Source organism: Streptomyces sp. NPDC033221, assembly GCF_055577005.1.
On sequence record NZ_JBVIQN010000010.1, the window covers coordinates 32,149 to 51,309 of the forward strand.

The 19,161-nt window shown below is 73.0% G+C and carries 17 protein-coding genes; 4 read left to right on the plus strand and 13 right to left on the minus strand.

What is annotated here, in order from left to right; translation table 11 throughout:
• Positions 1-3: 3 nt before the first annotated feature.
• On the minus strand, positions 4-2,106 hold the full coding sequence (locus tag ACZ53K_RS15440) for a TerD family protein (RefSeq protein WP_468836519.1): 2,103 nt from the start codon (positions 2,104-2,106) through the stop codon (positions 4-6).
• A 581-nt stretch (positions 2,107-2,687) separates the two neighbouring features.
• On the opposite strand from ACZ53K_RS15440, the gene ACZ53K_RS15445 reads away from it, so the two are divergent.
• Complete coding sequence (locus tag ACZ53K_RS15445; RefSeq protein ID WP_468836040.1) at positions 2,688-4,289, plus strand: ABC-F family ATP-binding cassette domain-containing protein; 1,602 nt, start codon at positions 2,688-2,690, stop codon at positions 4,287-4,289.
• A 15-nt stretch (positions 4,290-4,304) separates the two neighbouring features.
• Here the strand turns inward: ACZ53K_RS15445 and ACZ53K_RS15450 are convergent, their stop codons facing one another.
• Together ACZ53K_RS15450 and ACZ53K_RS15455 are read right to left on the minus strand one after the other, a co-directional pair.
• A complete protein-coding gene (locus ACZ53K_RS15450) occupies positions 4,305-5,069 on the minus strand; it encodes a class I SAM-dependent methyltransferase (RefSeq protein ID WP_468836042.1) in 765 nt (254 codons plus the stop codon).
• Between the two features lie 84 nt (positions 5,070-5,153).
• Positions 5,154-5,807, minus strand: a complete 654-nt coding sequence (locus ACZ53K_RS15455) for a peroxiredoxin-like family protein (protein ID WP_468836044.1) — start codon at positions 5,805-5,807, stop codon at positions 5,154-5,156.
• A 201-nt stretch (positions 5,808-6,008) separates the two neighbouring features.
• On the opposite strand from ACZ53K_RS15455, the gene ACZ53K_RS15460 reads away from it, so the two are divergent.
• Positions 6,009-6,653, plus strand: coding sequence for a TetR/AcrR family transcriptional regulator (locus tag ACZ53K_RS15460; RefSeq protein ID WP_468836046.1), 645 nt, complete (start codon positions 6,009-6,011; stop codon positions 6,651-6,653).
• On the opposite strand, the gene ACZ53K_RS15465 is transcribed toward ACZ53K_RS15460, so the two are convergent.
• Positions 6,616-7,746, minus strand: coding sequence for a PP2C family protein-serine/threonine phosphatase (locus tag ACZ53K_RS15465; protein WP_468836048.1), 1,131 nt, complete (start codon positions 7,744-7,746; stop codon positions 6,616-6,618). The two genes, ACZ53K_RS15460 and ACZ53K_RS15465, sit on opposite strands and share 38 nt — an antisense overlap.
• A 149-nt stretch (positions 7,747-7,895) precedes the next feature.
• Between ACZ53K_RS15465 and ACZ53K_RS15470 the strand changes: the two genes are divergently transcribed.
• Positions 7,896-8,534, plus strand: a complete 639-nt coding sequence (locus tag ACZ53K_RS15470) for an HD domain-containing protein (RefSeq protein WP_468836050.1) — start codon at positions 7,896-7,898, stop codon at positions 8,532-8,534.
• A 93-nt stretch (positions 8,535-8,627) separates the two neighbouring features.
• Here ACZ53K_RS15470 and ACZ53K_RS15475 read toward each other — a convergent pair whose 3' ends face one another.
• The 3 genes from ACZ53K_RS15475 to ACZ53K_RS15485 form a co-directional block, all read right to left on the minus strand.
• Complete coding sequence (locus ACZ53K_RS15475; RefSeq protein ID WP_468836052.1) at positions 8,628-9,710, minus strand: ATP-binding protein; 1,083 nt, start codon at positions 9,708-9,710, stop codon at positions 8,628-8,630.
• A gap of 158 nt (positions 9,711-9,868) precedes the next feature.
• Positions 9,869-12,331 carry an ATP-binding protein gene (locus tag ACZ53K_RS15480; protein WP_468836055.1) on the minus strand — a complete coding sequence of 821 codons (2,463 nt, stop codon included), beginning with the start codon at positions 12,329-12,331 and terminating at the stop codon, positions 9,869-9,871.
• 245 nt (positions 12,332-12,576) lie between these two features.
• Positions 12,577-13,635: a LacI family DNA-binding transcriptional regulator gene (locus tag ACZ53K_RS15485; protein WP_468836058.1), complete on the minus strand. Its 1,059-nt coding sequence runs from the start codon at positions 13,633-13,635 to the stop codon at positions 12,577-12,579.
• A gap of 179 nt (positions 13,636-13,814) precedes the next feature.
• Between ACZ53K_RS15485 and ACZ53K_RS15490 the strand changes: the two genes are divergently transcribed.
• A complete protein-coding gene (locus ACZ53K_RS15490) occupies positions 13,815-14,756 on the plus strand; it encodes a carbon-nitrogen hydrolase (RefSeq protein WP_468836060.1) in 942 nt (313 codons plus the stop codon).
• 7 nt (positions 14,757-14,763) lie between these two features.
• Here the strand turns inward: ACZ53K_RS15490 and ACZ53K_RS15495 are convergent, their stop codons facing one another.
• The 6 genes from ACZ53K_RS15495 to ACZ53K_RS15520 all read right to left on the minus strand — a co-directional run bounded on the left by ACZ53K_RS15495 (position 14,764) and on the right by ACZ53K_RS15520 (position 19,154).
• A complete protein-coding gene (locus tag ACZ53K_RS15495) occupies positions 14,764-15,618 on the minus strand; it encodes a poly-gamma-glutamate hydrolase family protein (protein WP_468836062.1) in 855 nt (284 codons plus the stop codon).
• 128 nt (positions 15,619-15,746) lie between these two features.
• Positions 15,747-16,130 carry a tautomerase family protein gene (locus ACZ53K_RS15500; RefSeq protein WP_468836064.1) on the minus strand — a complete coding sequence of 128 codons (384 nt, stop codon included), beginning with the start codon at positions 16,128-16,130 and terminating at the stop codon, positions 15,747-15,749.
• Between the two features lie 149 nt (positions 16,131-16,279).
• On the minus strand, positions 16,280-17,431 hold the full coding sequence (gene tgmC, locus ACZ53K_RS15505; protein ID WP_468836066.1) for an ATP-grasp peptide maturase system methyltransferase: 1,152 nt from the start codon (positions 17,429-17,431) through the stop codon (positions 16,280-16,282).
• A complete protein-coding gene (gene tgmB / locus ACZ53K_RS15510; RefSeq protein ID WP_468836069.1) occupies positions 17,428-18,411 on the minus strand; it encodes an ATP-grasp ribosomal peptide maturase in 984 nt (327 codons plus the stop codon). The genes tgmC and tgmB overlap by 4 nt, the downstream gene beginning before the upstream one ends.
• Position 18,412: 1 nt before the next feature.
• Entirely contained in the window at positions 18,413-18,727 is a 315-nt protein-coding gene (tgmA, locus tag ACZ53K_RS15515; protein ID WP_468836072.1) for a putative ATP-grasp-modified RiPP, read from the minus strand.
• Positions 18,728-18,947: 220 nt separating this feature from the next.
• A complete protein-coding gene (locus tag ACZ53K_RS15520) occupies positions 18,948-19,154 on the minus strand; it encodes a DUF397 domain-containing protein (RefSeq protein ID WP_468836074.1) in 207 nt (68 codons plus the stop codon).
• Between the last annotated feature and the right edge of the window lie 7 nt (positions 19,155-19,161).

The window sequence follows — 19,161 nt, forward strand, 5'->3', positions numbered from 1 at the left end:
GGTTCAGCTCACGGCAGCGGCCTCGTCCGGCCGCCCCGCCGCCGTACGCCGCGCGGGGCGGCGCTCGGCGCTGCCGGGCTGCGTGAGGTGGGCGACGACGCTCGCGTAGAACCGGTCCACGGCCTCGTCGACACTGCGGATGAAGCCGGACTCGGCGTTGCCGCGGGTACTGCCCATGCCCTTGAACAGGGACAGCCGGAAGCCGTCGATGGGCACCCCGTCCTTGGGCAGCAGGTCACCCGGCTCCGGGCGCAGCCGCTCCAGCGTGCCGCGCGGTCCCCGGTTGCCCTCCACCAGCGTCTCCACGTGCAGGTCCGCCGGTGCCTCGGCGAGCTGCCGGACCAGGCGCTTGACCCAGCTGAGCGGGTACCCCTGCTCGGGCGCCGGCACCTCGATGGACGTACGCAGCTTCCCGGTCCGCAGGTCCGCGGTGATCGCGAGGATGCCGGGCGTGGTGTCGATACGCAGCTCGGCGCTCAGCCGGCCCTCCTCGCAGAGCCGGTCGGCGAGCGCGGCGCGACGGCTGACCTGATCCGTACCGCGCTTGGCCCGCTGTACGGGCAGCACCTTCTGCCCCAGCTCACCGCCCAGCCGCAGGCAGACCTGGCGGATGAGCCGCTCCCAGCTCTCGACGACGGCCACGGCGCGCTCGTCGCCCTGGCAGAGGGTCTCCGTGTCGATGCCGTTGCGTACCGGCACCCATGCCGGGCCCATGTTCTGGAAGCCGTGGCAGCCGGAGTTCTCGTGCTGGAGGTAGTGCAGCAGTTCCTGGAGCAGCCAGGCGTGCGCCGCGTTGCCCACGCCCTCGTGGCGGATCAGCAACTGCGCCTGGTGCGCCACCTCCGCCCACGACAGGTGCCACAGCGACACCTTGTGCTTGCGGCGCCCGTCGGTCTTCACCTCGACCAGCGGACTGCCCTCCAGCGCCACGTCGTTGGAGAGCGTGATCACCGCTTCGTAGCCGCGCCGGGCCGCGATGTCCATGTAGTCCTGGACCTGCTCGGACTTCAGGGGATTGCCGTTGGTCTTCGTCTCGACCAGCGCGGTCCACAGCTTGCCCGCCCGCTCCACCCGGATCACCCCGTCGGGGCGCCGGGGCGTGTCCCCGTTCGGCAGGGTGACCTCGGTGAACGTCTGCATCCGGCCGGCCGGGGCGCCGAAGCCCGCGGTCAGCCGCCGCCCGAACTCCGGGACCTGCGCCAGCACGGCCAGCAGCACCGACGTCGCGCGCATCTCGCGCTCCCGGTCGCTCTTGAGCGTGGGCGCCGGGAACAGCCGGGCCTGCCGCCAGTTGTCGTTCTCGGCAAGGGACTTCTTCGCCACCTTGGGCAGCGTGATCTTCTTCTTCGCCGTACGCGGACCGCGGGACCGCCGCTCGGTGGCCGGGTCCGGCCCGGCCGACTGGGCGGGCGCGGCGACCGGCGCCGCATCCGCCTCGGTGGCCACCGATATCTCCCCCGCCGGCGCGGGAATCACCACCGGACCGGCGGACACCGGCGTCTCCGCCCCGCCCACCGCGCCCCCGGGGGCGGCCGGCTCCTCCTCGTCCACCGGGGCGGCCGGTTCCTCCTCCTCGTCCACGGAGATGCCGAAGTCCGTGGCCAGGCCCGCCAGCCCCGTCTCGTAGCCCTGCCCGACCGCACGGAACTTCCACTCACCGCCCCGCCGGTACAGCTCACCGAAGATGAACGCGCTCTCCTCCCCGGCGTCGGCGATCGAGAAGCCCAGCAGCACCTCGCCCGTCCGGTCGGCGACCGTCACCCGCAGGTCGTCCAGCTGCCCGAAGCGGCCCGTGCCGTACTGGCTGGCCGCCACCACCAGGCGCTCGACCTCGTCCGGCACCGCCGTCAGGTCGATGCTGACGCGGTCCTCGCTGCCGTTGGCCGTCGGCGTCTTGCCCAGCAACTGCACGCTGCCGTCGGCGGCGGCCGGGTTGTTGTAGAAGAAGAAGTCCGCGTCGCCGCGCACCTTGCCGCCGGCGCCCAGCAGCAGTACGGAGACATCCGCGTCGCCGTCTCCCGACGCGCTGCTCCAGCTCAGGCTCACCATCAGTGAACCGGTGTCCTCGCTCAGGGCCGCGAGTCCGACGTTGCCACCCTTGACCATCTCGTGCATGGAGCCCCCACAAATGCCGCCGCATCCAGGGGCACGGGCACACCCGGCAGGCTGCTACGTGGTGACCTGCGATGCAGCACAACTCAGTGTGTACGCCGCGAACCTTAGCCCCGTATCAGGTGTTTCGGGAGGCGCCGGGACCAGCGGATGTCCGGATGTTCCGGACGCGGCACGACCTCCGGACGTCCGGGTCCAAAACGACCCGAGTTCTCCGCTCTCGCCAAGGAACGGAACGCCACCATGCTCCGGGCGGCCGGGTTCACGGCAATGACCGACGCCGACGGAAAGCTCCGGTACGTGCCGCCGGGAGGGCAGCTGCCCGGGCGGGGGAGGGCTCTTCCCCGGAAGCATCAGGGGCCCGACCCTGGCCCGTCGGACATCCTCTAGCCGCTGGTCCGGGGTGCCGTCAGGCCCGTATCCGTCGGCTCCTCCCGGCGCCCCGCGGAAATCCGGATGCATTCCGCCGACCCGCCGCCTACCCTCGGGTTCATGTCGACACCCCGCATTTCCTAGCTCGGACACTCGCTTTCGCGCCACCCGTGTGTCCTTGAGCTGTTCCGGAGTGTCAAATCATGATTACCGTTCGTGGTGCCGACGTGCGCGTCGGGGCCCGGCTTCTGCTGTCCGATGTGTCCTTTCACGTCGCCCCTGGCGACCGTGTCGGCCTGGTGGGCCGTAACGGGGCGGGGAAGACGACCCTGCTCGACACCCTGGCCGGGCGGGTACGGCCCGCCGCCGGGGAGATTGTGCGTACGGGGAGCCTCGGGTATCTCCCGCAGGACTCCCGGGCGGCCGATCCGGCCGTCACCGTCACCGACCGCATCCTGTCCGCGCGTGGCCTGGACCGGGCCGCGGCGGAACTGCACCGGGCCGGGGAAGCGCTGGCCGGGGCCGTGGGCGCGGGCGCGCAGGAGAAGGCGATGGCCGCGTACGTGCGGGCCGAGGACGCCTTCCAGGCGCTCGGCGGGTACGCGGCCGAGGCCGAGGCGGCGCGGGTCGCCGACGGGCTGGGGCTGCCCGAGCGGGTGCTGCACCAGCCGGTGGGCGGGCTCTCGGGCGGGCAGCGGCGGCGGGTGGAACTGGCCCGCATCCTGTTCGCCGGGCACGGCACACTGCTGCTGGACGAGCCCACCAACCACCTCGACGCCGACTCGGTCGCCTGGCTGCGCGGATTCCTGGCCGCTCACCGGGGCGGACTGGTGATGATCAGCCACGACACCGGGCTGCTGGCCGACACCGTCAACCGGGTGTTCCACGTGGACCCGGCGCGGGCCGCCCTCGACGTGCACAACACCGGCTGGCACACCTATCTCGCCCAGCGCGCCGCGGACGACCGGCGCCGGGCGCGGGAGCGTGCCAACGCCGAACGGAAGGCGTCGGCGCTGCACACCCAGGCGGACAAGATGCGTGCGAACGTCGCGACGGCCGTCTCCGCGAAGAACATGGCCCGCCGCGCGAACCGCATGCTGGCCGCGCTCGAACCGGCCCGGCGCGGCGAGAAGACCGCGCGCATCCGGCTGCCCGAGCCCGCGCCGTGCGGCCGGGTGCCGCTGGGCGCCGTGAGTCTGGCCAAGGCGTACGGGGAGCACCGGGTGCTGGACGGCGTGGACCTGGCCGTCGACCGGGGGAGCCGGCTGGTCGTGCTCGGCCTCAACGGGGCGGGCAAGACGACGCTCCTGCGGCTGCTGGCCGGCCGGGAGACGCCGGACGCGGGCCGGGTCGTCGCCGGGCACGGCCTGCGGCTGGGCTACTTCGCGCAGGAACACGACACGCTGGACCCGGCGCGTACGGTCCGGGAGAACCTGGCCGCGGCGGCGCCGCACCTGAGCGACGGCGAGGCCCGGCACGTCCTCGGCTCGTTCCTGTTCTCCGGGGACGACGCCGACAAGCCGGTACGGGTGCTGTCCGGCGGTGAGAAGACCCGGCTGGCGCTGGCCGGTCTGGTCCACTCGCGCGCCAACGTCCTGCTCCTGGACGAGCCGACCAACCACCTCGACCCTGCCTCCCGCGACGAGGTGCTGGGCGCGGTCGGCACCTATCCCGGCGCGATCGTGATGGTCAGCCACGACCCGGGCGCCGTCGAGGCGCTCCGGCCCGACCGGGTGCTCGTGCTGCCGGACGGTACGGAGGACCTGTGGGGGCGGGAGTACGAGGAGTTGGTGGATCTGGCGTGAGGGCCCCGGCCTTCGTCAGGCCGGTTTGCGGGCCTCGATGAGGAACCGGGTGGAGTGGGCCACGAACGGGCCCTCCGCCCGGATCCTCGCGTCCAGTTCCCGCAGCCGGTCGCGGTGACGGTCCACGGTGAAGCCCGGCACCATCCAGATCACCTTGCGCAGGAAGTAGATCACCGCGCCGATGTCATGGAACTCCGTACGCAGCGATTCGGCGCGCAGATCGGCGATCTCCAGGCCGGCGGCCTCGGCGTCCCGGCTCTCGTCGTCGGGGTGGCGTCGGCGCCGTACCTCCTCGGGCTGCGGGCCGAGGAAGTACTCGACCAGCTCGAAGACGCTGGCCGGGCCCACGTGCTGGGCGAAGTACGTGCCGCCGGGGCGCAGCACGCGGGCGATCTCCGTCCACCACACGGTGGCCGGGTGGCGGCTGGTGACGAGGTCGAAGGCGCCGTCGGCGAAGGGCAGCGGCGGCTCGTCCGGGTCGGCGACGACGACCGCGCCGAGCGGATGCAGCAGCGCGGTCGCCTTCGCGACGTTCGGCGGCCAGGACTCGGTGGCGGCCATGACGGGCGCCAACGGCCCGGCGCCCGCGAGGACTTCGCCGCCGCCGGTCTGGATGTCCAGCGCGGCGGCGGCGCGCGCCAGCCGCTCGCCCAGGCACCGCTGGTACCCCCAGGAGGGGCGCTGCTCGGTGGCCCGGCCGTCCAGCCAGGAGAAGTCCCAGCCCTCGACGGATACGGAATCCGCCTCGGCCGCCAGGTCGTCGAAGCTGCGTGTGGTCATGGGGGGGATGGTGACAGACAGGGGCCTGGTTTGCCACTTATTTTACGGTTTGTCCCTGTGGGGGAGGGGCGGGTGAGGGGTGAGTCAGGAGTCCTGGAGCGCGTCGAGGGCGGCCAGGATGTCCGCCGGCTCGGCGCGCTTGACGTAGTCCGGGTCGGCGAAGGTCCAGCGGACCGTCCCCGTACGGTCGATGACGAAGGTGGCGGGGAGCGGCAGGGTGCGCGGATGCCCGCCGTTGACGCGCTGCATCTCGAAGCCGAACGAGTCGTACACGGCGGCCAGGTCCTCGGGCAGGTCGAAGGCGATGCCGTACCGCTCGGCGACCTCGGACCCCACGTCGCTCAGCACTTCGAAGGCCAGCTCGTGCTTCTCGGTGAGGCTCAGGGACTCGTCCGGGATCTGGGGTGAGACGGCCATCAGGCGGGCGCCGCGCGCGGTGATGGCGTCGTGGTGCTGCTGGAGGGCCCGCAGGGTGAGGTTGCAGTACGGGCACCACGCGCCGCGGTAGAAGGTGAGCACGACCGGGCCGTCGGCCAGGAGGGCGCTCAGGGAAACCTTCCGCCCGTCCGCCGCGGGCAGGGTGAAGTCGGGCGCCGTCGCGCCGGGACCCGGCGCCGCATCGGCCCGGCCGGACTCGGCGAGTTCGCGTCCGGCGCGCTCCATGACCGCCCGGGCGGCGGCCGGGATCTCCGGGTAGCGGGATGCGAAGAAGGCGTGCAACTCGGCGCTGAGGCTCATGGGTTCGTCCACCTGTCCTTGAAGGCGTGCGGGTGATACGGGCGTGCGGCCGTACGGGTATCTGGGCGCGTGGAACTTGGAACGGTCGTTTCAAGTTACGCGGGTGCCGGACCCGTTGCCAAGGGGTGGGCGGCGTTATCTTGGAACGGCTGATTCAAGAAGGTTCGAGAGCAGGCGAGGAGAGGCGGCGGGCCCGGAACCATGCCGGACATCAAGCACTTCGACCCGGACGCGGCCCTGGAGGCCGTGGTCCGGCTGTTCTGGGAGCGCGGCGTCGCCGCGACCGGCATCCAGGACGTGGTCGACCGGACCGGCGTCAGCCGCTCCAGCCTGTACGCGACCTTCGGCGGCAAGCAGGACCTCTACCTCGCCGCCCTGCGCCGGTACGTCGAACAGTGGTCGCGGCCCGCCTTCGAGCGGCTGGCGGCGGACCCGCGCGGCCTGCCCGCCGTCACCGAGTTCTTCACCGAGCTGATCCGCCTGCGCTGCCGCGGCCCGTACGCCCGGTGGGGCTGCCTGGTCGCCAACGCGCACACCGGCCCGTCCAGCGCCGAGCCGGACGTGCGGCGGTTGCTGGAGGACCACCACGGGCTGCTGGTGGGCGCCCTGCGCGCAGTGCTCCGTACGGCCGAAGGGCGCGGGCAGCTCACTCCGGATACGGACCTGGACGCCACCGCCGAACTGCTGGCCCTGCTCGCGTACGGGGTCAACCTCCGTTCCCGTACGGGGGCCCCTTTCGAGGTGCTGGAGGCGACCGTGACGGCGGCGCTCGCTCCGTACGCGACGCAGCGCCACCGGGCGGGACCCGTCAGCCGGACGGATCCCCGGGGGCGGGCGGCCGGATGAGGAGCAGCATCGCGTCGTCGCGCACCGAGGCGCCGCGGTGCCGGGCGAGGTCGTCCTCCAGGGTGTCGAGCACCACTTCCGGTGCGAGTACGGACAGGGCCGTCACCCGTTCGGCGAGGGGGAAGAACTCCCCGTTCCCGTTGCGGCACTCGGCCACTCCGTCCGTGCACAGCACCAGCCAGTCGCCCGCCTGCGGCCGCACCACCGCGGTCGGGCAGTGATCGTCGGCCAGCCGCAGCAGACCGAGCGGCGGTACCGGCTCGGGCCCGGCCGGCCACGAGGCCCGGCCCCGGCGCACGAGCAGCGGCGGCGGATGGCCGCAGTTGAGCACCTCCACGCGGCCGTCCGCGCCGATGTTCAGCAGCAGCGCGGTCACGAAGCCGTCGCTGCGGTGGATGCGGGTGACGGCCGTGTCCAGCCGTAGCGCGATGCCCGCCAGGCTGGTCTCGTGGTGCGCCAGTTCGCGCCAGATGTGCAGGGTCTCGGCAGCCGCCGAGACGACGTCCAGGCCCTTGCCGGAGACATCGCCGATCAGCAGCCGTACACCGAAACGGGTGCGCTCGGCGCCGCAGATGTCACCGCCGACCGTCGCCCCGGGCGCCGCGGCGAGGAACCGGGCGTCCAGCCGCACCCCGTCGACCGACGCGGGCGGCCGGGGCAGCACCGCCGCCTGGGTCACCCGGGCCAGCTGCCCGAGGTCGTCGATGCGGGCGGCCTGGCAGCGGTTACGGGAGGCCGCCCGGCCGGTCAGCGCGGTGGCCGCGAGCACCCCGGTCGCCGCGGCCAGCATCAGCGGCGCCGGACGGCCCCAGCCGAGGGCCGGCACGCCCGCGACCGCGGCGGCTCCCGCCGCGTAGACCTGCGGCGCGCTGGAGCGGCGGAGCGCGGGGAGGGCGGCGGCCGCGGGCAGCAGGTAGAGGAAGGCGAGGGGGCGGCCGAGCAGGTGGCCGAGGGCGACGCAGAGCGCCACGGCGGCGAGCGCCACGACATCGAGCGGAAACGTTCCGCGCGGCGGCCGGGGGAAGCGGCCGAGGGGGATGGTGGCCGGGGCGCGGCGCGCGGCGTCCGTCCCGGCCACGGGGAGCTGCGGCATCGGGGGCCCCGCTCGCGTGGCGACACGTGAAGCGCACCAGCGTAGCCGGGTCGCGACGCAGCGTGAGGCGTAACGGCGGAAACGTACCTGACAGGGTGGTGCCGGACGGGCCGCCGGGCGAAGGTGGAAGCGAGACAGAGGAGGACGTCATGAGCGAGGTGATCGCCGATGTGCGCATCCCGGACAGCGCCCTGGCGCGGGAAGCGACCGAACTGGTACGCGAGGCCGCGTCGCCGCTGCTGTTCGACCACTCCCGCCGGGTGTTCCTGTTCGGGGCGCTGCGTGGCCGGGAGCAGAAGCTGGAATTCGACCCGGAACTGCTCTACGTCGGCGCGATGTTCCACGACCTCGGACTGACCGCACGCTACCGCCGCACCGACCAGCGCTTCGAGATGGACGGCGCCGACGAAGCACGCGGCTTCCTGCACCGGCACGGCATCACCGGCGACCAGGCCGACCTGGTCTGGACGGCGATCGCCCTGCACACCACCCCGGAGATCCCGCTGCGCATGGCGCCCGAGGTGGCCCTGGTCACCCGGGGCGTGGAACTGGACGTCCTGGGCATCGGCTACCACGCCGTCTCCGACGAGCAGCGGGCCGCCGTGGTCGCGGCGCACCCCCGGCCCGACTTCAAGAACCGCATCCTGGCCGCCTTCACCGACGGCATCAAGGACCGCCCCGGCACCACCTTCGGCAATGTGAAGGCCGATGTCCTCGCCCACTTCGTCCCCGGCTTCGAGCGCGGTGACTTCGTGGAGGTGATTCGGGGGTCCGACTGGGCGGAGTGAGGGGGAGGAGGGGGCCAGGACTCCGGGAGGCCGATTCAGCAGGGGGCCGGCAAGGGCCCAGCAAGAGCCCACCAGACCGCCTCCATCACTCGCTCACTCGCTGCTGAGCGACCACGCCAGACAGCGCCGCAGCAACTCCCGCTCCTCGCCCAGCTCCACGAGCCACTGCCTGCCGTACGCCCGGGTGCTGCGCGGCATGTAAAAGGGCACGTCGGACGCTGGCTCCGGCCCAGCCCCCGCCCCCGAACCCGCCTCCTGCCCCGTACCCCCCTCCCGCAGAATCAGCGACTGCCGCGCCAGCCCCGCGAAGGCGGCGGCCAGGGGTTCGGCCGGCAGCCGCTCGTCCCCGCACACCACGTCCGCGTCGTGTGGCGTGAAGGCGGACGGGAAGACGCTGCACCGGGCCCACAGCAGCCGTTCCAGCGGCGTACAGAGCTGGAGGCTCCAGCGCAGCGAACCGCGCAGGGTGCGCAGGCGTTCGGGCAGACCGGGCATCGGGGCGGGTACGTCGAGGACGTATTCCGGGTGGGACAGGCGGGTCAGCAGGTCCGCCGCGGTCCGTCGGCCCAGCTGTGCGGCCGCGGTCCGTACGGCGAGCGGCAGCCCGTCCAGCAGACGGCAGATCTCCCGGGCGGGCCCGGAGCCGATGTCCTCGGCGCCGGTCTGCCGGGCGCTCGTCCGGAACAGGGCGGTGGCCGCGCCGAGCGGGAGCGGGCGCAGCGGGAACGCGGCGCCCGGCCCGGTCAGTGTGCTGCGGCTGGTGGCCAGAACGTGTAGGCCGGGGCACTCCGCCACCAGCCGCGCGAAGACCTCGGCGCAGGGACCGGCGAGCCGCTCGCAGGTGTCCACGACGAGCAGCACCGGCCGGCTGCCCACCGCGCGGGCGAACGCGTCGAGTTGCGGGCGGGCGGGGTCGCCGTTGACCCGGAGGGCGCGCGCGAGGTGGTGCGGCACCAGGCCGGGGTCGTCCAGCGCGGCCAGGTCGCCGGACCCGGTGGCGGCCCACCGGCCGTCCGCCATGCGGTGCGCGACCTCGGCGGCCAGGACGCTTTTGCCCACGCCGCCCGGGCCGGTCACCGTGACCAGGCGTTCGGCCCGCAGCAGCGCTTCGAGTTCGCCGGCCGCGGCGTCCCGGCCGGGCAGCTTGGCCGGCCGGTGGAACCGGGACTTCTGCATGGGGCCGTGCCTCCGCGGTGGGGTCCGGCGTACGTCGGTACGCGAGGGACCGCAAGCCTGGAACGACCGGTGCCGTGCGGGCATCGGTAGCCCTGCGGAATCGGTATACCTAGGTGCGGCGCACGCCCGCTCGGGGAGCGCGCCGCGCGCCCCGGCGCTCAACCACGTCCCGCTCCCTTGCCCTCCCCCTCTCCCTCTCCTCTCCCGCCCCCCGTCAGCAGGGCCCTGATCTGGGCCCGTGACGCGTACCCCAGCTTGCCGAGGATGTGCTCGACATGGGCGTCGACGGTGCGTTTGGAGATGACGAGGCGTTCGGCGATCTCCCGGTTCGACAGTCCGGCGGCCACCAGTTCGGCGACCTCGCGTTCGCGCCGGGTCAGGGCGCCGGATGCGGGGTCGGCGCGGGCCGTCAGGGCTCGGTGGCGGTCCGTGCCGGGTGGCTGCCGCTCGTCCTCGGCGGCGTACCGGACGGCCTGCGCGAGCGAGAACGCCGCGCCCTCCGCGAACAGCGCGGCGAACCGCCGGACGCCCAGTGCGGTACGGGCCTGCTGCTCGTACTGGTCGTGCAGGGCCTGCAACTGGGTGTTGCCGACCATCGGATGCGGCCCGATCCGCTGCCACAGCACGGCGGTGGCCCCGAAGAGCCGGGCCGCGCGCCGGGCCCGTCCCTCGTCGGCCGCCAGCCAGGCGAGCAGTTCCGCCGCGGACGCGACGCCGAGCAGGTCCTCCAGGCAGCCCTTGAGCTGTACGGCGCGGCGCAGGGCGTGCGCGGCTTCGTCCGGCGCGCCGAGCATCATGTGCGCGAGTCCGCAGGTGGACAGCTGCGAACCCTGTACGTAGCACTCCTCGCTGCCCTCGCCGAGCAGGTCCAGGGTGGTGCGCGCGGTGCCGAGCGTCGCCGCGGGCTGTCCGGCGAGGAGGTGGGCGAAGCTCAGGTGCAGGGCGGCGATCCGCCGGCCCGTACGGTCCCCGGCCTCGTGCAGCAGTGAACCGGCGGCACGGACGAGTACGGGCCCGTGGGCCGGTCCGCCGTCGTGGAAGCGGGCCGCCGCGGCGGCGAGCGCGGCCCACCCGGAGGCGCGCGCGTCGCCCAGCCGGTCCGCGGCGCCGGCCGCCTCGGCGGCGAGGGCGGCGGCGCCTGCCCGGTCGCCCTGGTTGCCGGTGAACATCGAGCACCAGGCGAGCGTCATGACCCGTTCCTGCGTCGGCTGCCGGGGTGGTCGCCGTTGCCGCTGATGCTGTCGCAGGGCTGTGGTCATCCAGGCGGTGGCCTCGGCGGGCTGCCCGGCGCAGAGCCAGTACGCCCACATGACGGCGGTCAGGCCCAGCAGGCCGCCGTCGTCCCGGGCGTAAGCGAGCGCGGCAAGCAGGTTCTCCCGCTCGGCCGCCAGCGTGCGGTAGCGGCTGAGCTGCTCAGGGGACGCGAAGTCGGAGGTGAAGTCGCCCAACTGCGCCCGGTAGTGGGCGACGAGCCGACGCCGGAACTTCCTGCCGCCGCTCCTGTTGCCGCCCGTTCCCCGCTCCCGTTCCCGCAGCTGCTCGGCACCGTACTCGCGCAGATGGACAGGCAGCCGATACCGGTCACCGCGCTCGTCCAGGCGCAGCACGACCGACTTCTCGGTGAGCCCGGCCAGGTGCGTCAGGACGCCGCGCGCGGGCAGTTCCGCGTCCGTGGCGACCGCTTCGACGGCGGCGAGGCCGAAGGGCCCGGCGAAGACGGACAGCCGCGCCCACAGCAGGCGTTCGGCGGGCGTGCACAGTCCGTGGCTCCAGTCCACGGACGCGCGCAGTGTCCGGTGCCGTGGCAGGCATGCCGGCCGGCCGGGGCCGAGCAGCGCGAAGGTGTCGCCGGGCAGCGCCGGGAGCCGGTCGAGCGGCAGGGCCCGCAGCCGCAGGGCGGCCAGCTCGATGGCGAGCGGCAGGCCGTCCAGACGGCGGCAGAGCGCGGCGGCCTGCGCGCGGTTGCCGTCGGTCAGGGCGAATCCGGGCGCGACGGCGGCGGCCCGCTGGACGAGCAGCGTCAGCGCGTCACTGTCGCCCGTACCGCCCGTACCGCCCGTACCGCCCGTACCGCCCGTACCGCCCGTACCGCCCGTACCGCTCGCACCACCGGTGTCCCCGAGGGGCAAGGGCGGTACGAGCAGGACATGTTCACCGGGCGCGTCGAGCGCTTGCCGGCTGGTGGCCAGGACCGTCAGGCCGGGGCACTGGGCCAGCAGCAGGCCGGTCAGTGTCGCGCAGGCGTCGCGCAAGTGCTCACAGGTGTCCAGGATCAGCAGCAGCTCGCACTCGGCCAGGTACGCGGTCAGCGCGTCCACGGGCGGGCACGACGCCCGCCCGGCCACTCCGAGTGTGCCGGCGACGGCCTCCGGCAGCAGGCCGGGGTCCCGCAGGCCCGACAGTTCGACGAAGCGGGCGCCGTGCGCGTGGTTTCCCGCCGCCCGCGCAGCGGCCCGCAGTGCCAGCCGGGTCTTGCCGACGCCGCCGGGGCCCAGCACGGTCACCAGGCGTGCCGTGGCCAACAGGTGTTCAGCGGCGGCCAGTTCACCCGCCCGCCCGACGAAGCTCGTCAGTTCGGCGGGCAGTTTCCCGCGGGGTGGCCGGGCGGAGCCGAACGCCATGTGCATCACCGTCCATGCGAGGATGCCAAGGTAAGGCGGCGTCTTCGGGGCGGGCGTGCCGGGATCACACCGGGCGCGTGATCAGCTGGATGATGGCGGGACGCGACCGGGACGTAATCGAAGTATGTCTTCGTACGACCGGTTGAAGACCGGAACGGATCGCGATCGGCGGCGCGTCACGGGCGTCGGCCGCCGTCTCGCGCGTCCCTCACGACAGGCGTACGGCCCGGCCCCTCCACCGCCCTCTACGGGCGGCTGGACGCCCGTACCCGCAGGGACCAGCCGTGGTGGCGGACGGTCTGCGGCGCGGCGCGGCCGGCCAGGATGTCGCAGAGCAGGGCGGCGCAGGCCCGCCCGTACGCGTCGGGGCGCAGGTCGATCGCCGTCACGGGCGGTGCGCAGGCGCGCAGGGCCGCGCCGTCCACGCAGGAGGCGACGAGCAGGTCCCGCCCGACCGTACGGCCGAGTGCGGAGGCGGCCCGCAGGACGCCGGTGGCGGCTCCGTCGGCCGCGCAGACCACCGCGTCGACGGAAGGGTCGGCCGTCAGCAGGTCGGCGGTGGCCTGCGCGGCCTCGTCGGGAGTGGCGGCGAACGGCACGGTCCGTACGGCGACTTCGGCCCCGGCCCCGGAGGTCCCGGCGGCTCCAGGAATCTCAGTAGCCCCGGAAGTCCCAGGAGCCCCCTGCGCGCGCCCCCAGGCGTCCGCCGCCTCGCGCAGTGCGGTGGCCCACGCGGAGGTGCCCGCAGGTGCGAGCAGCGCGGGGCGCCGGGCGCCGGATTCCCGTACGTGGTCCAGCAGCGCGGTCAGCGAGGCGGCGTTGTCGCAGACCACGGCGCCCGCCGGGGCGGTGCCCGTGCCCAGGTAGCGCTCGCCGGTGACGACCGGGACGCCCGCGTCGAGCAGCCCGGGCACGGTCGCGTCGGCGGCCTCCGGGTCGATCACGAGCAGCCCGTCCACACGCGAGGCGAGCCGCCCGGCGCCCCCGCCGTCCGGGGCCAGCAGAACCACGTCCAGGCCGTCCTCCTGGGCGCGGTGCACCGCCCCGAAGGCGAGGGTCATGTAGTAGTCCAGCCGGGTCGCGGTGCGCGGCAGGTGCAGTCCGATCGCGCCGGTGCTGGCGCGGCGCAGCCGCTGGGCGGCGCTGTTGGGGCGGTAGCCCAGCCGGTCGGCGGTGTCGCGTACCCGGCGGCGGGTGTCCTCCGCCACCCGGCCGGAGCCCTGGAGCGCGTCGGAGACGGTGCTCTTGGAGACCCCGGCGGCCCGCGCGACGTCGAGCAGGGTCACGGTGCGGCGGCTGGTCACGGGGCGCAAGTCTAGACGTACGGGTACGGGCCCCAAGCCGCGCGTACGCCGCCGGGCCACCAGCTCCGCCCTCCACCCACCCCCTTGCCGGAACGTTCCGGCAAGCCCTACATTGCCCCTGCCGGAACGTTCCGGCACCTGCCTCCCAGCCCCCTCCGCACCCCTCCCCGGGAGCCCCCATGCGTGTGATCACGGCCCTCACCCCGCCCGCCTCGCCGACCCGCACCCGCCCGGCCGAGCGCACCCCGCTGCGCGTCGCCCTCGTCCAGCAGCGCTGGCACCAAGACCCGGACGAACACCGCGCAGCCCTCAAGGAAGGCATCCGACTGGCCGCCGCCGAGGGCACCCGCGTCGTCTGCCTCCAGGAACTGACCCTTTCCCCGTACTTCGCGGTCCTCCGAAAGGCCGACCACCCGGCCCCCGTCGAACCGGAGGACCTGCGCACCGGCCCCACCGTCACCTTCGCCACCGAGGCGGCCCGCGAGTACGGCGTCCACGTACACGCCTCCCTCTACGAACGCGCGGACCCGGCCCCCGCCCCCGACGGCCTCGGCTACAACACCGCCGTCCTCGTCGCCCCGGACGGCACCCTCGTGGCCCGTACGCGCAAGACCCACATCCCCGTCTCCGAGGGCTACTACGAGGACCACTGGTTCCGCCCCGGCCCGGCCGGCCCCGACGCCTTCCCCACCGTCCCCGTCGCGAACGCCACCTTCGGCCTGCCCACCTGCTGGGACCAGTGGTTCCCGGAACTGGCCCGCGCCTACTCGCTGGCCGGCGCCGACGTCCTGGTCTACCCCACCGCCATCGGCTCCGAGCCCGGCCACCCCGGCTTCGACACCCAGCCGCTGTGGCAGAAGGTGATCACCGGCAACGCCATCGCCAACGCCACCTTCATGATCGTCCCGAACCGCATCGGCACCGAAGGCCCGCTGACCTTCTACGGCAGCTCCTTCATCATCGACCCGTACGGCCGCGTCCTGGCCCAGGCCCCCCGCGACGAACCCGCCGTCCTGGTGGCCGACCTCGACCTGGACGCCCGCCGCGACTGGCTGGAACTGTTCCCGTTCCTCACCACCCGCCGCCCGGACGCGTACGGGCCGCTGACGGCGACGGACTGAGGGCGGCTCAGAGAATCTTCTGCCCCGCTTCCAGGCGCCTGAGGGCGGCGCGGGCGGCGTTCACGAAGTCCCAGAAGACCGGCTTCTGTTCCAGCTTCCGTCCGTCGGCGGTGTTGTGCACGAACATCGACTTGCGCAGGTCCGTGGTGATCTCCAGCTGGGCGCCCATGCCGGGCATCGTGCGGTTGACGATGTTCTCCGGGTCGGTGCCGGCGAGGGCGGGGATGCCGGTGGCGTCCTGGGCGCGGATGCCCACCGCCTTGAACTCGGCGACCAGGTACGACCGCAGCGTGGCGTTGCGGCCGCCGACGAGCACGGCCGGGGTCCCGCTCGGCAGCTGGGCCTGCTCGGGCTTGCAGCCGTGCAGGCTCAGGGCGTTCAGGCTCCCGGCGCACAGTGCGCGGGCGACGTGGTCGTCGCAGTTGGAGGAGGTGATGTGGAGCTTGCCGTTGTCCTCTTTGAGAAGGCCCTCGAACATCCAGTAGTCGTAGACCGGGCCCTGGGCCGGCCTGGGCGCGTTGTCCTTGGGGTCGTATCCGGCGATGGCGAGGCACAGTTCGGACGTGCCGATCTCGATGCCGCCGCCGTGCGGGGCGAGGATCACCGACTTGGCGAACCCGTGGCGCTCGGCGTGGCTGTCGTCGAACATCGCGTGGCGGCGGTGGCGGCGGGCGTAGTCCGTGCCCTCGACGAACGAGGGGTCCGCGTACAGGACGGTGTTGGACGCTATCTCCACATCACTCGCGGCGGCTGTCGCGGCGTACGCGTCCGGCGCGGCGAGCCCGGCGAGAAAGGGTGCCGCGGCGGTGGCCGTCGCGGCGGCCAGCAGGGTGCGTCTGCTGGGTGCGGGCATTGCGGTCATGGTGGGTTCCCTCCGTTGAACTGCCTCGGATAATTCGAAAGATACGGGTAAGACATACAGGGCCCGCGGGCCGCTGCACTACCCGGACCTCGGGAAAGATCCGCACGCCGGGACGCCGCCCCGCCCGCTCAGTCGAGGTACTGGGCCTCCCCGTTGCCGAGCGACCAGTCGGCGTCGCTGTTCTCGGTCAGGACGACGAACACGTTGCGCGGTTCCGTGCCCGCGTACTCCTGGGCAAGCTCGGCGATACGCCGGTACAGCACCCGCTTCTGCGCGGCCGGCCGGCCACCCCGCAAGGTGATCGCCACGTACACGATCCCGTCGTCCCGCTGCACGCCGAGATAGGTGCCGTGCCGCAGCACGCCGCGCTCCCCGTCGTGCCCGCTCAAGATCTGGAAACGATCGTCCTCCGGAAACCCCATCGCCTCCCCCAGGGCCTCTTGGACGGCCCGCCCCAGTGCCTTCAGCCGCTGGGCGTCACACCCCATGGCGTCGATACGGACGAGTGGCATGGGGCCTCCAGAGGGTTCGGCGACGTATCACGCCGACTGTACATACCAGTAGGTACAGCGATGGGGGCGGGGTGGGGTCCGCAGCGTTCCCATCGGGGCGGGAGTCGCACCGTGCGTGAGTCGAACCGTTCGGAGACGGGGGCCTGTTCTCAGATGGGAAGCCTCCATCCCGGCCCTTCCGCGGAGCCGAGCCATACGCGTTGGCAGCCCGGGGTGACGGTGATACCGAAGCCGGACTGATGCGGAGCGCCGGCGGCCTGCCACGCTTCGACGGCGGCCTCGACCAGGTCCCACAAGGCGAGCGGGCCACGTTGGACGACGGTCCACCCCTCGCCGTCGGGACTGCGCCGGGTGCGTGCCTGCGATCCGGTGGCCACGTCGATCAGAAGCTGCTCATCGCCGGCCCCGAGACGGTGTGCGGAGGGGGCGGCGAGCTGTGCGACGAACCGTCCGGTCCAGTCGTCGAGCAGCGCGGGGGAGACGCGGGTTTCGCGTTCGCTGCCGGGCAGCAGCTCGATGGTGCCGTGCGGTGGGTGATCGTGCGGACGCGCGATCATGAAGGAGGTGTACCCGGGCAGGAACCTGCCGGACGCGCCGCCCTCGTCGTCCACGGTGAGCCGCACCAGGCCGTGCCCGCTCATCCAGCCGCCCAAGGTGACCAGGACGGTGCCGCCGGGGCGTACCTGCTGTAGCCAGCGGTGGGGGATGTGGCGGACCGAGCAGGCCGCTACGAGTCTGTCGTACGGGCCGTGCCCGGGGTGGCCGAGCAGGCCGTCGCCGACGATGAGGTGCGGATGCTGGTCGAGGGTGGCGAGGGCTTTGCGGGCCCGCTCGGCGACGCGGGGATCGACCTCGACGGACGTCACGTCCTGCGCGCCGAGCACGGCACACAGGAGGGCCGTGGAGTACCCGGTGCCGGTGCCGATTTCCAGCACCCGGTCGCCGGGTTCGGCGCCGACCTGCTCGATCATCTGCACGACGAGCCCGGGCAGCGTCGAGGATGAGGTGGGTGCGCCCTGCACGGGGGCGGTGGCGTCTTCGGCGAGGACACCGTCGATCTGCGTCACCCACGTGGTGTTCTGGTTCGCCCAGGTCGACCACTGGGCGGGGTCGGCCTGGTTCCGGCGGGCCGGGGTCCATGTGGTCGGGCCGGGAGGCTGACTGGGCCGGTAGATGGCGGGCCCGAGAAACGCCTCACGCGGTACGGCCTCAACTGCCGTACGCCACGCGGGCGTACGCAGCCACTCGTCAGCGACGAGCCGCTCGGCGAGGGCGCGCCGTTGGGCGCCGGGGTCGTTCATGGGGTGGTGCCTTTCTGGAGGCAGTCGGCAAGGGCAGCCGTGATGGCCGCGCAGGTGGGGGGATCGACAAAGGCCCATTGGCCGTTCGGGTTCGTCTCCAGCCAGACCCATTGCCCGTCCGCGGTCAGGGCGAAGTCGAAGGCGCCGAAGGACAGGCCGAAGGTGTCGAGGTAGGCGCGTACGGCGGTACGGATGGCAGGGGGCGTGGGTACGGGGGTGAAGGTCAGCAGGTCCTGGTGTTGGCGCCAGTCGAGGTGTTCGCCGGTGGTGTCGATGCGGGTGGCGAAGGCCTCGTGGCCGACGGCCGCGAGGCGGATGTCGGCGACCTTCGGTACGCACGCCTGGAAGAGGTGCGGGCAGGCGCTCACCCGGTCGTCGATCTCGTCCGGGTCGACGGTCTTGACCCAGATGGTCCGGCCGGTGCCGTCCTCGGCGGGGAGATGTACGCCGCGTACGGGTTTGTAGACGGCGGCGGAGTGGTCGCTGACGAAGCGGCGGGCGGCACGAGGGTCGTTGGTGACCAGGGTGGGCGGGGCGGTGAGGCCGGTTCGGGCGGCGGAGGCGAGTTGGGCGGGTTTGTATTCGGCGTCGCGGTTCCGCCACGGGTGGTTGACGTACCGGGCCGTGGGGAGCGAGGCGAGGACGCCGGTGTATCCGGCGCCGGACTGCGAGTTGGCGAAGCGTGTGGCGGTGGGTCCGCCGGGGCCGGTACTGCCGTACGGGGTGGGGCGCCGCCAGTAGACGGACCGTACGGACGCCAGGTCCAGCCTGCGCGTGGACGTCTCGACGGTGCCGTGCAGGGCGGCGCCGGTTCTGGTTCCGGTGTCGGTGAACGCCGCGGCCATGCGGGCGCCGGCCGGAAAGTCGACGCTCGGGTCGAGCCGCACAACAGGCGCTCCGCGCCGGTGCAGTTCGGTTACCACCAGGTCCGCGGTGACGTCGCCGAGGGCGGTCACGACGAGTACGGGCGGCGCGCCCACGTCAGTCGGAATCGGTGTCGTGGACCAGGTCATCATCCTGGGGCGCCGCAGGGTTCTTTCCGCCGCTGTCCCCGCCGGTCTGCGTCCGGCTCGCGGTATCCGTGCCGGTGCCGTGCTTGGCCATGTCGAGCCGGTGACCGTCGGCCGTGAAATATCGGCTGGTCTGCGTAGCAGGATCGATGTCGATGCGACTGTGGGGGAGATGGGTCGTGTTCGGGTACGGGGCAAGTTGCGACATGCCCCAGGGAGTTACCTGACTTTGCGGCACAGTGCTGCCTTTCGTGCGAATGGCGTTGCCCGCTCCCGGTCGATCCACGGGAACTGGGCGGGTCCCTCATGCCGTACGGCGATGGGGCATAAATCGACGCTCACCCAATGAATGCGGTGTCGGGGTGGCGTCGCACGGTGAACGTAGCGCCGCACGGATATGGCTTGCAAGTGTGTACCGGTACAAACATGCAGAGCGGCATATGCAAAAACCCCCACCTGACTGGGCGGGGGTGTGCTCGCAGCGCACAGATGTGCGGTGGGTGAAGCTAGTCGCCGAAGTGGTCGAACTCGCCGTTCTTCACACCCTTGAGGAACGAGGCCATCTCCGTACGTGTGGTCGATATTGTGCTGGCGGGTTCGTCGCTTTCGCGCATCATGACATGGCCGTCATGTAGCGCCACTTCGACGCAGTTCTCTCCTTCGCCGCCGGAGAAGGAAGATTTCCGCCAGGCGACCGGGACGCTTGCACTCATGCTGTTC

What these genes read in the sequence shown, in the direction of transcription:
- ACZ53K_RS15500 (WP_468836064.1), bottom strand. Translation starts at nt 16,130, where the DNA reads ATGCCACTCGTCCGTATCGACGCCATGGGGTGTGACGCCCAGCGGCTG.
- ACZ53K_RS15460 (WP_468836046.1), top strand. Translation starts at nt 6,009, where the DNA reads ATGCCGGACATCAAGCACTTCGACCCGGACGCGGCCCTGGAGGCCGTG.
- ACZ53K_RS15495 (WP_468836062.1), bottom strand. Translation starts at nt 15,618, where the DNA reads ATGACCGCAATGCCCGCACCCAGCAGACGCACCCTGCTGGCCGCCGCG.
- ACZ53K_RS15455 (WP_468836044.1), bottom strand. Translation starts at nt 5,807, where the DNA reads ATGAGCCTCAGCGCCGAGTTGCACGCCTTCTTCGCATCCCGCTACCCG.
- ACZ53K_RS15490 (WP_468836060.1), top strand. Translation starts at nt 13,815, where the DNA reads ATGCGTGTGATCACGGCCCTCACCCCGCCCGCCTCGCCGACCCGCACC.
- ACZ53K_RS15440 (WP_468836519.1), bottom strand. Translation starts at nt 2,106, where the DNA reads ATGGTCAAGGGTGGCAACGTCGGACTCGCGGCCCTGAGCGAGGACACC.
- ACZ53K_RS15445 (WP_468836040.1), top strand. Translation starts at nt 2,688, where the DNA reads ATGATTACCGTTCGTGGTGCCGACGTGCGCGTCGGGGCCCGGCTTCTG.
- ACZ53K_RS15470 (WP_468836050.1), top strand. Translation starts at nt 7,896, where the DNA reads ATGAGCGAGGTGATCGCCGATGTGCGCATCCCGGACAGCGCCCTGGCG.
- ACZ53K_RS15475 (WP_468836052.1), bottom strand. Translation starts at nt 9,710, where the DNA reads ATGCAGAAGTCCCGGTTCCACCGGCCGGCCAAGCTGCCCGGCCGGGAC.
- tgmC (WP_468836066.1), bottom strand. Translation starts at nt 17,431, where the DNA reads ATGAACGACCCCGGCGCCCAACGGCGCGCCCTCGCCGAGCGGCTCGTC.
- ACZ53K_RS15480 (WP_468836055.1), bottom strand. Translation starts at nt 12,331, where the DNA reads ATGGCGTTCGGCTCCGCCCGGCCACCCCGCGGGAAACTGCCCGCCGAA.
- ACZ53K_RS15450 (WP_468836042.1), bottom strand. Translation starts at nt 5,069, where the DNA reads ATGACCACACGCAGCTTCGACGACCTGGCGGCCGAGGCGGATTCCGTA.
- ACZ53K_RS15520 (WP_468836074.1), bottom strand. Translation starts at nt 19,154, where the DNA reads ATGAGTGCAAGCGTCCCGGTCGCCTGGCGGAAATCTTCCTTCTCCGGC.
- ACZ53K_RS15465 (WP_468836048.1), bottom strand. Translation starts at nt 7,746, where the DNA reads ATGCCGCAGCTCCCCGTGGCCGGGACGGACGCCGCGCGCCGCGCCCCG.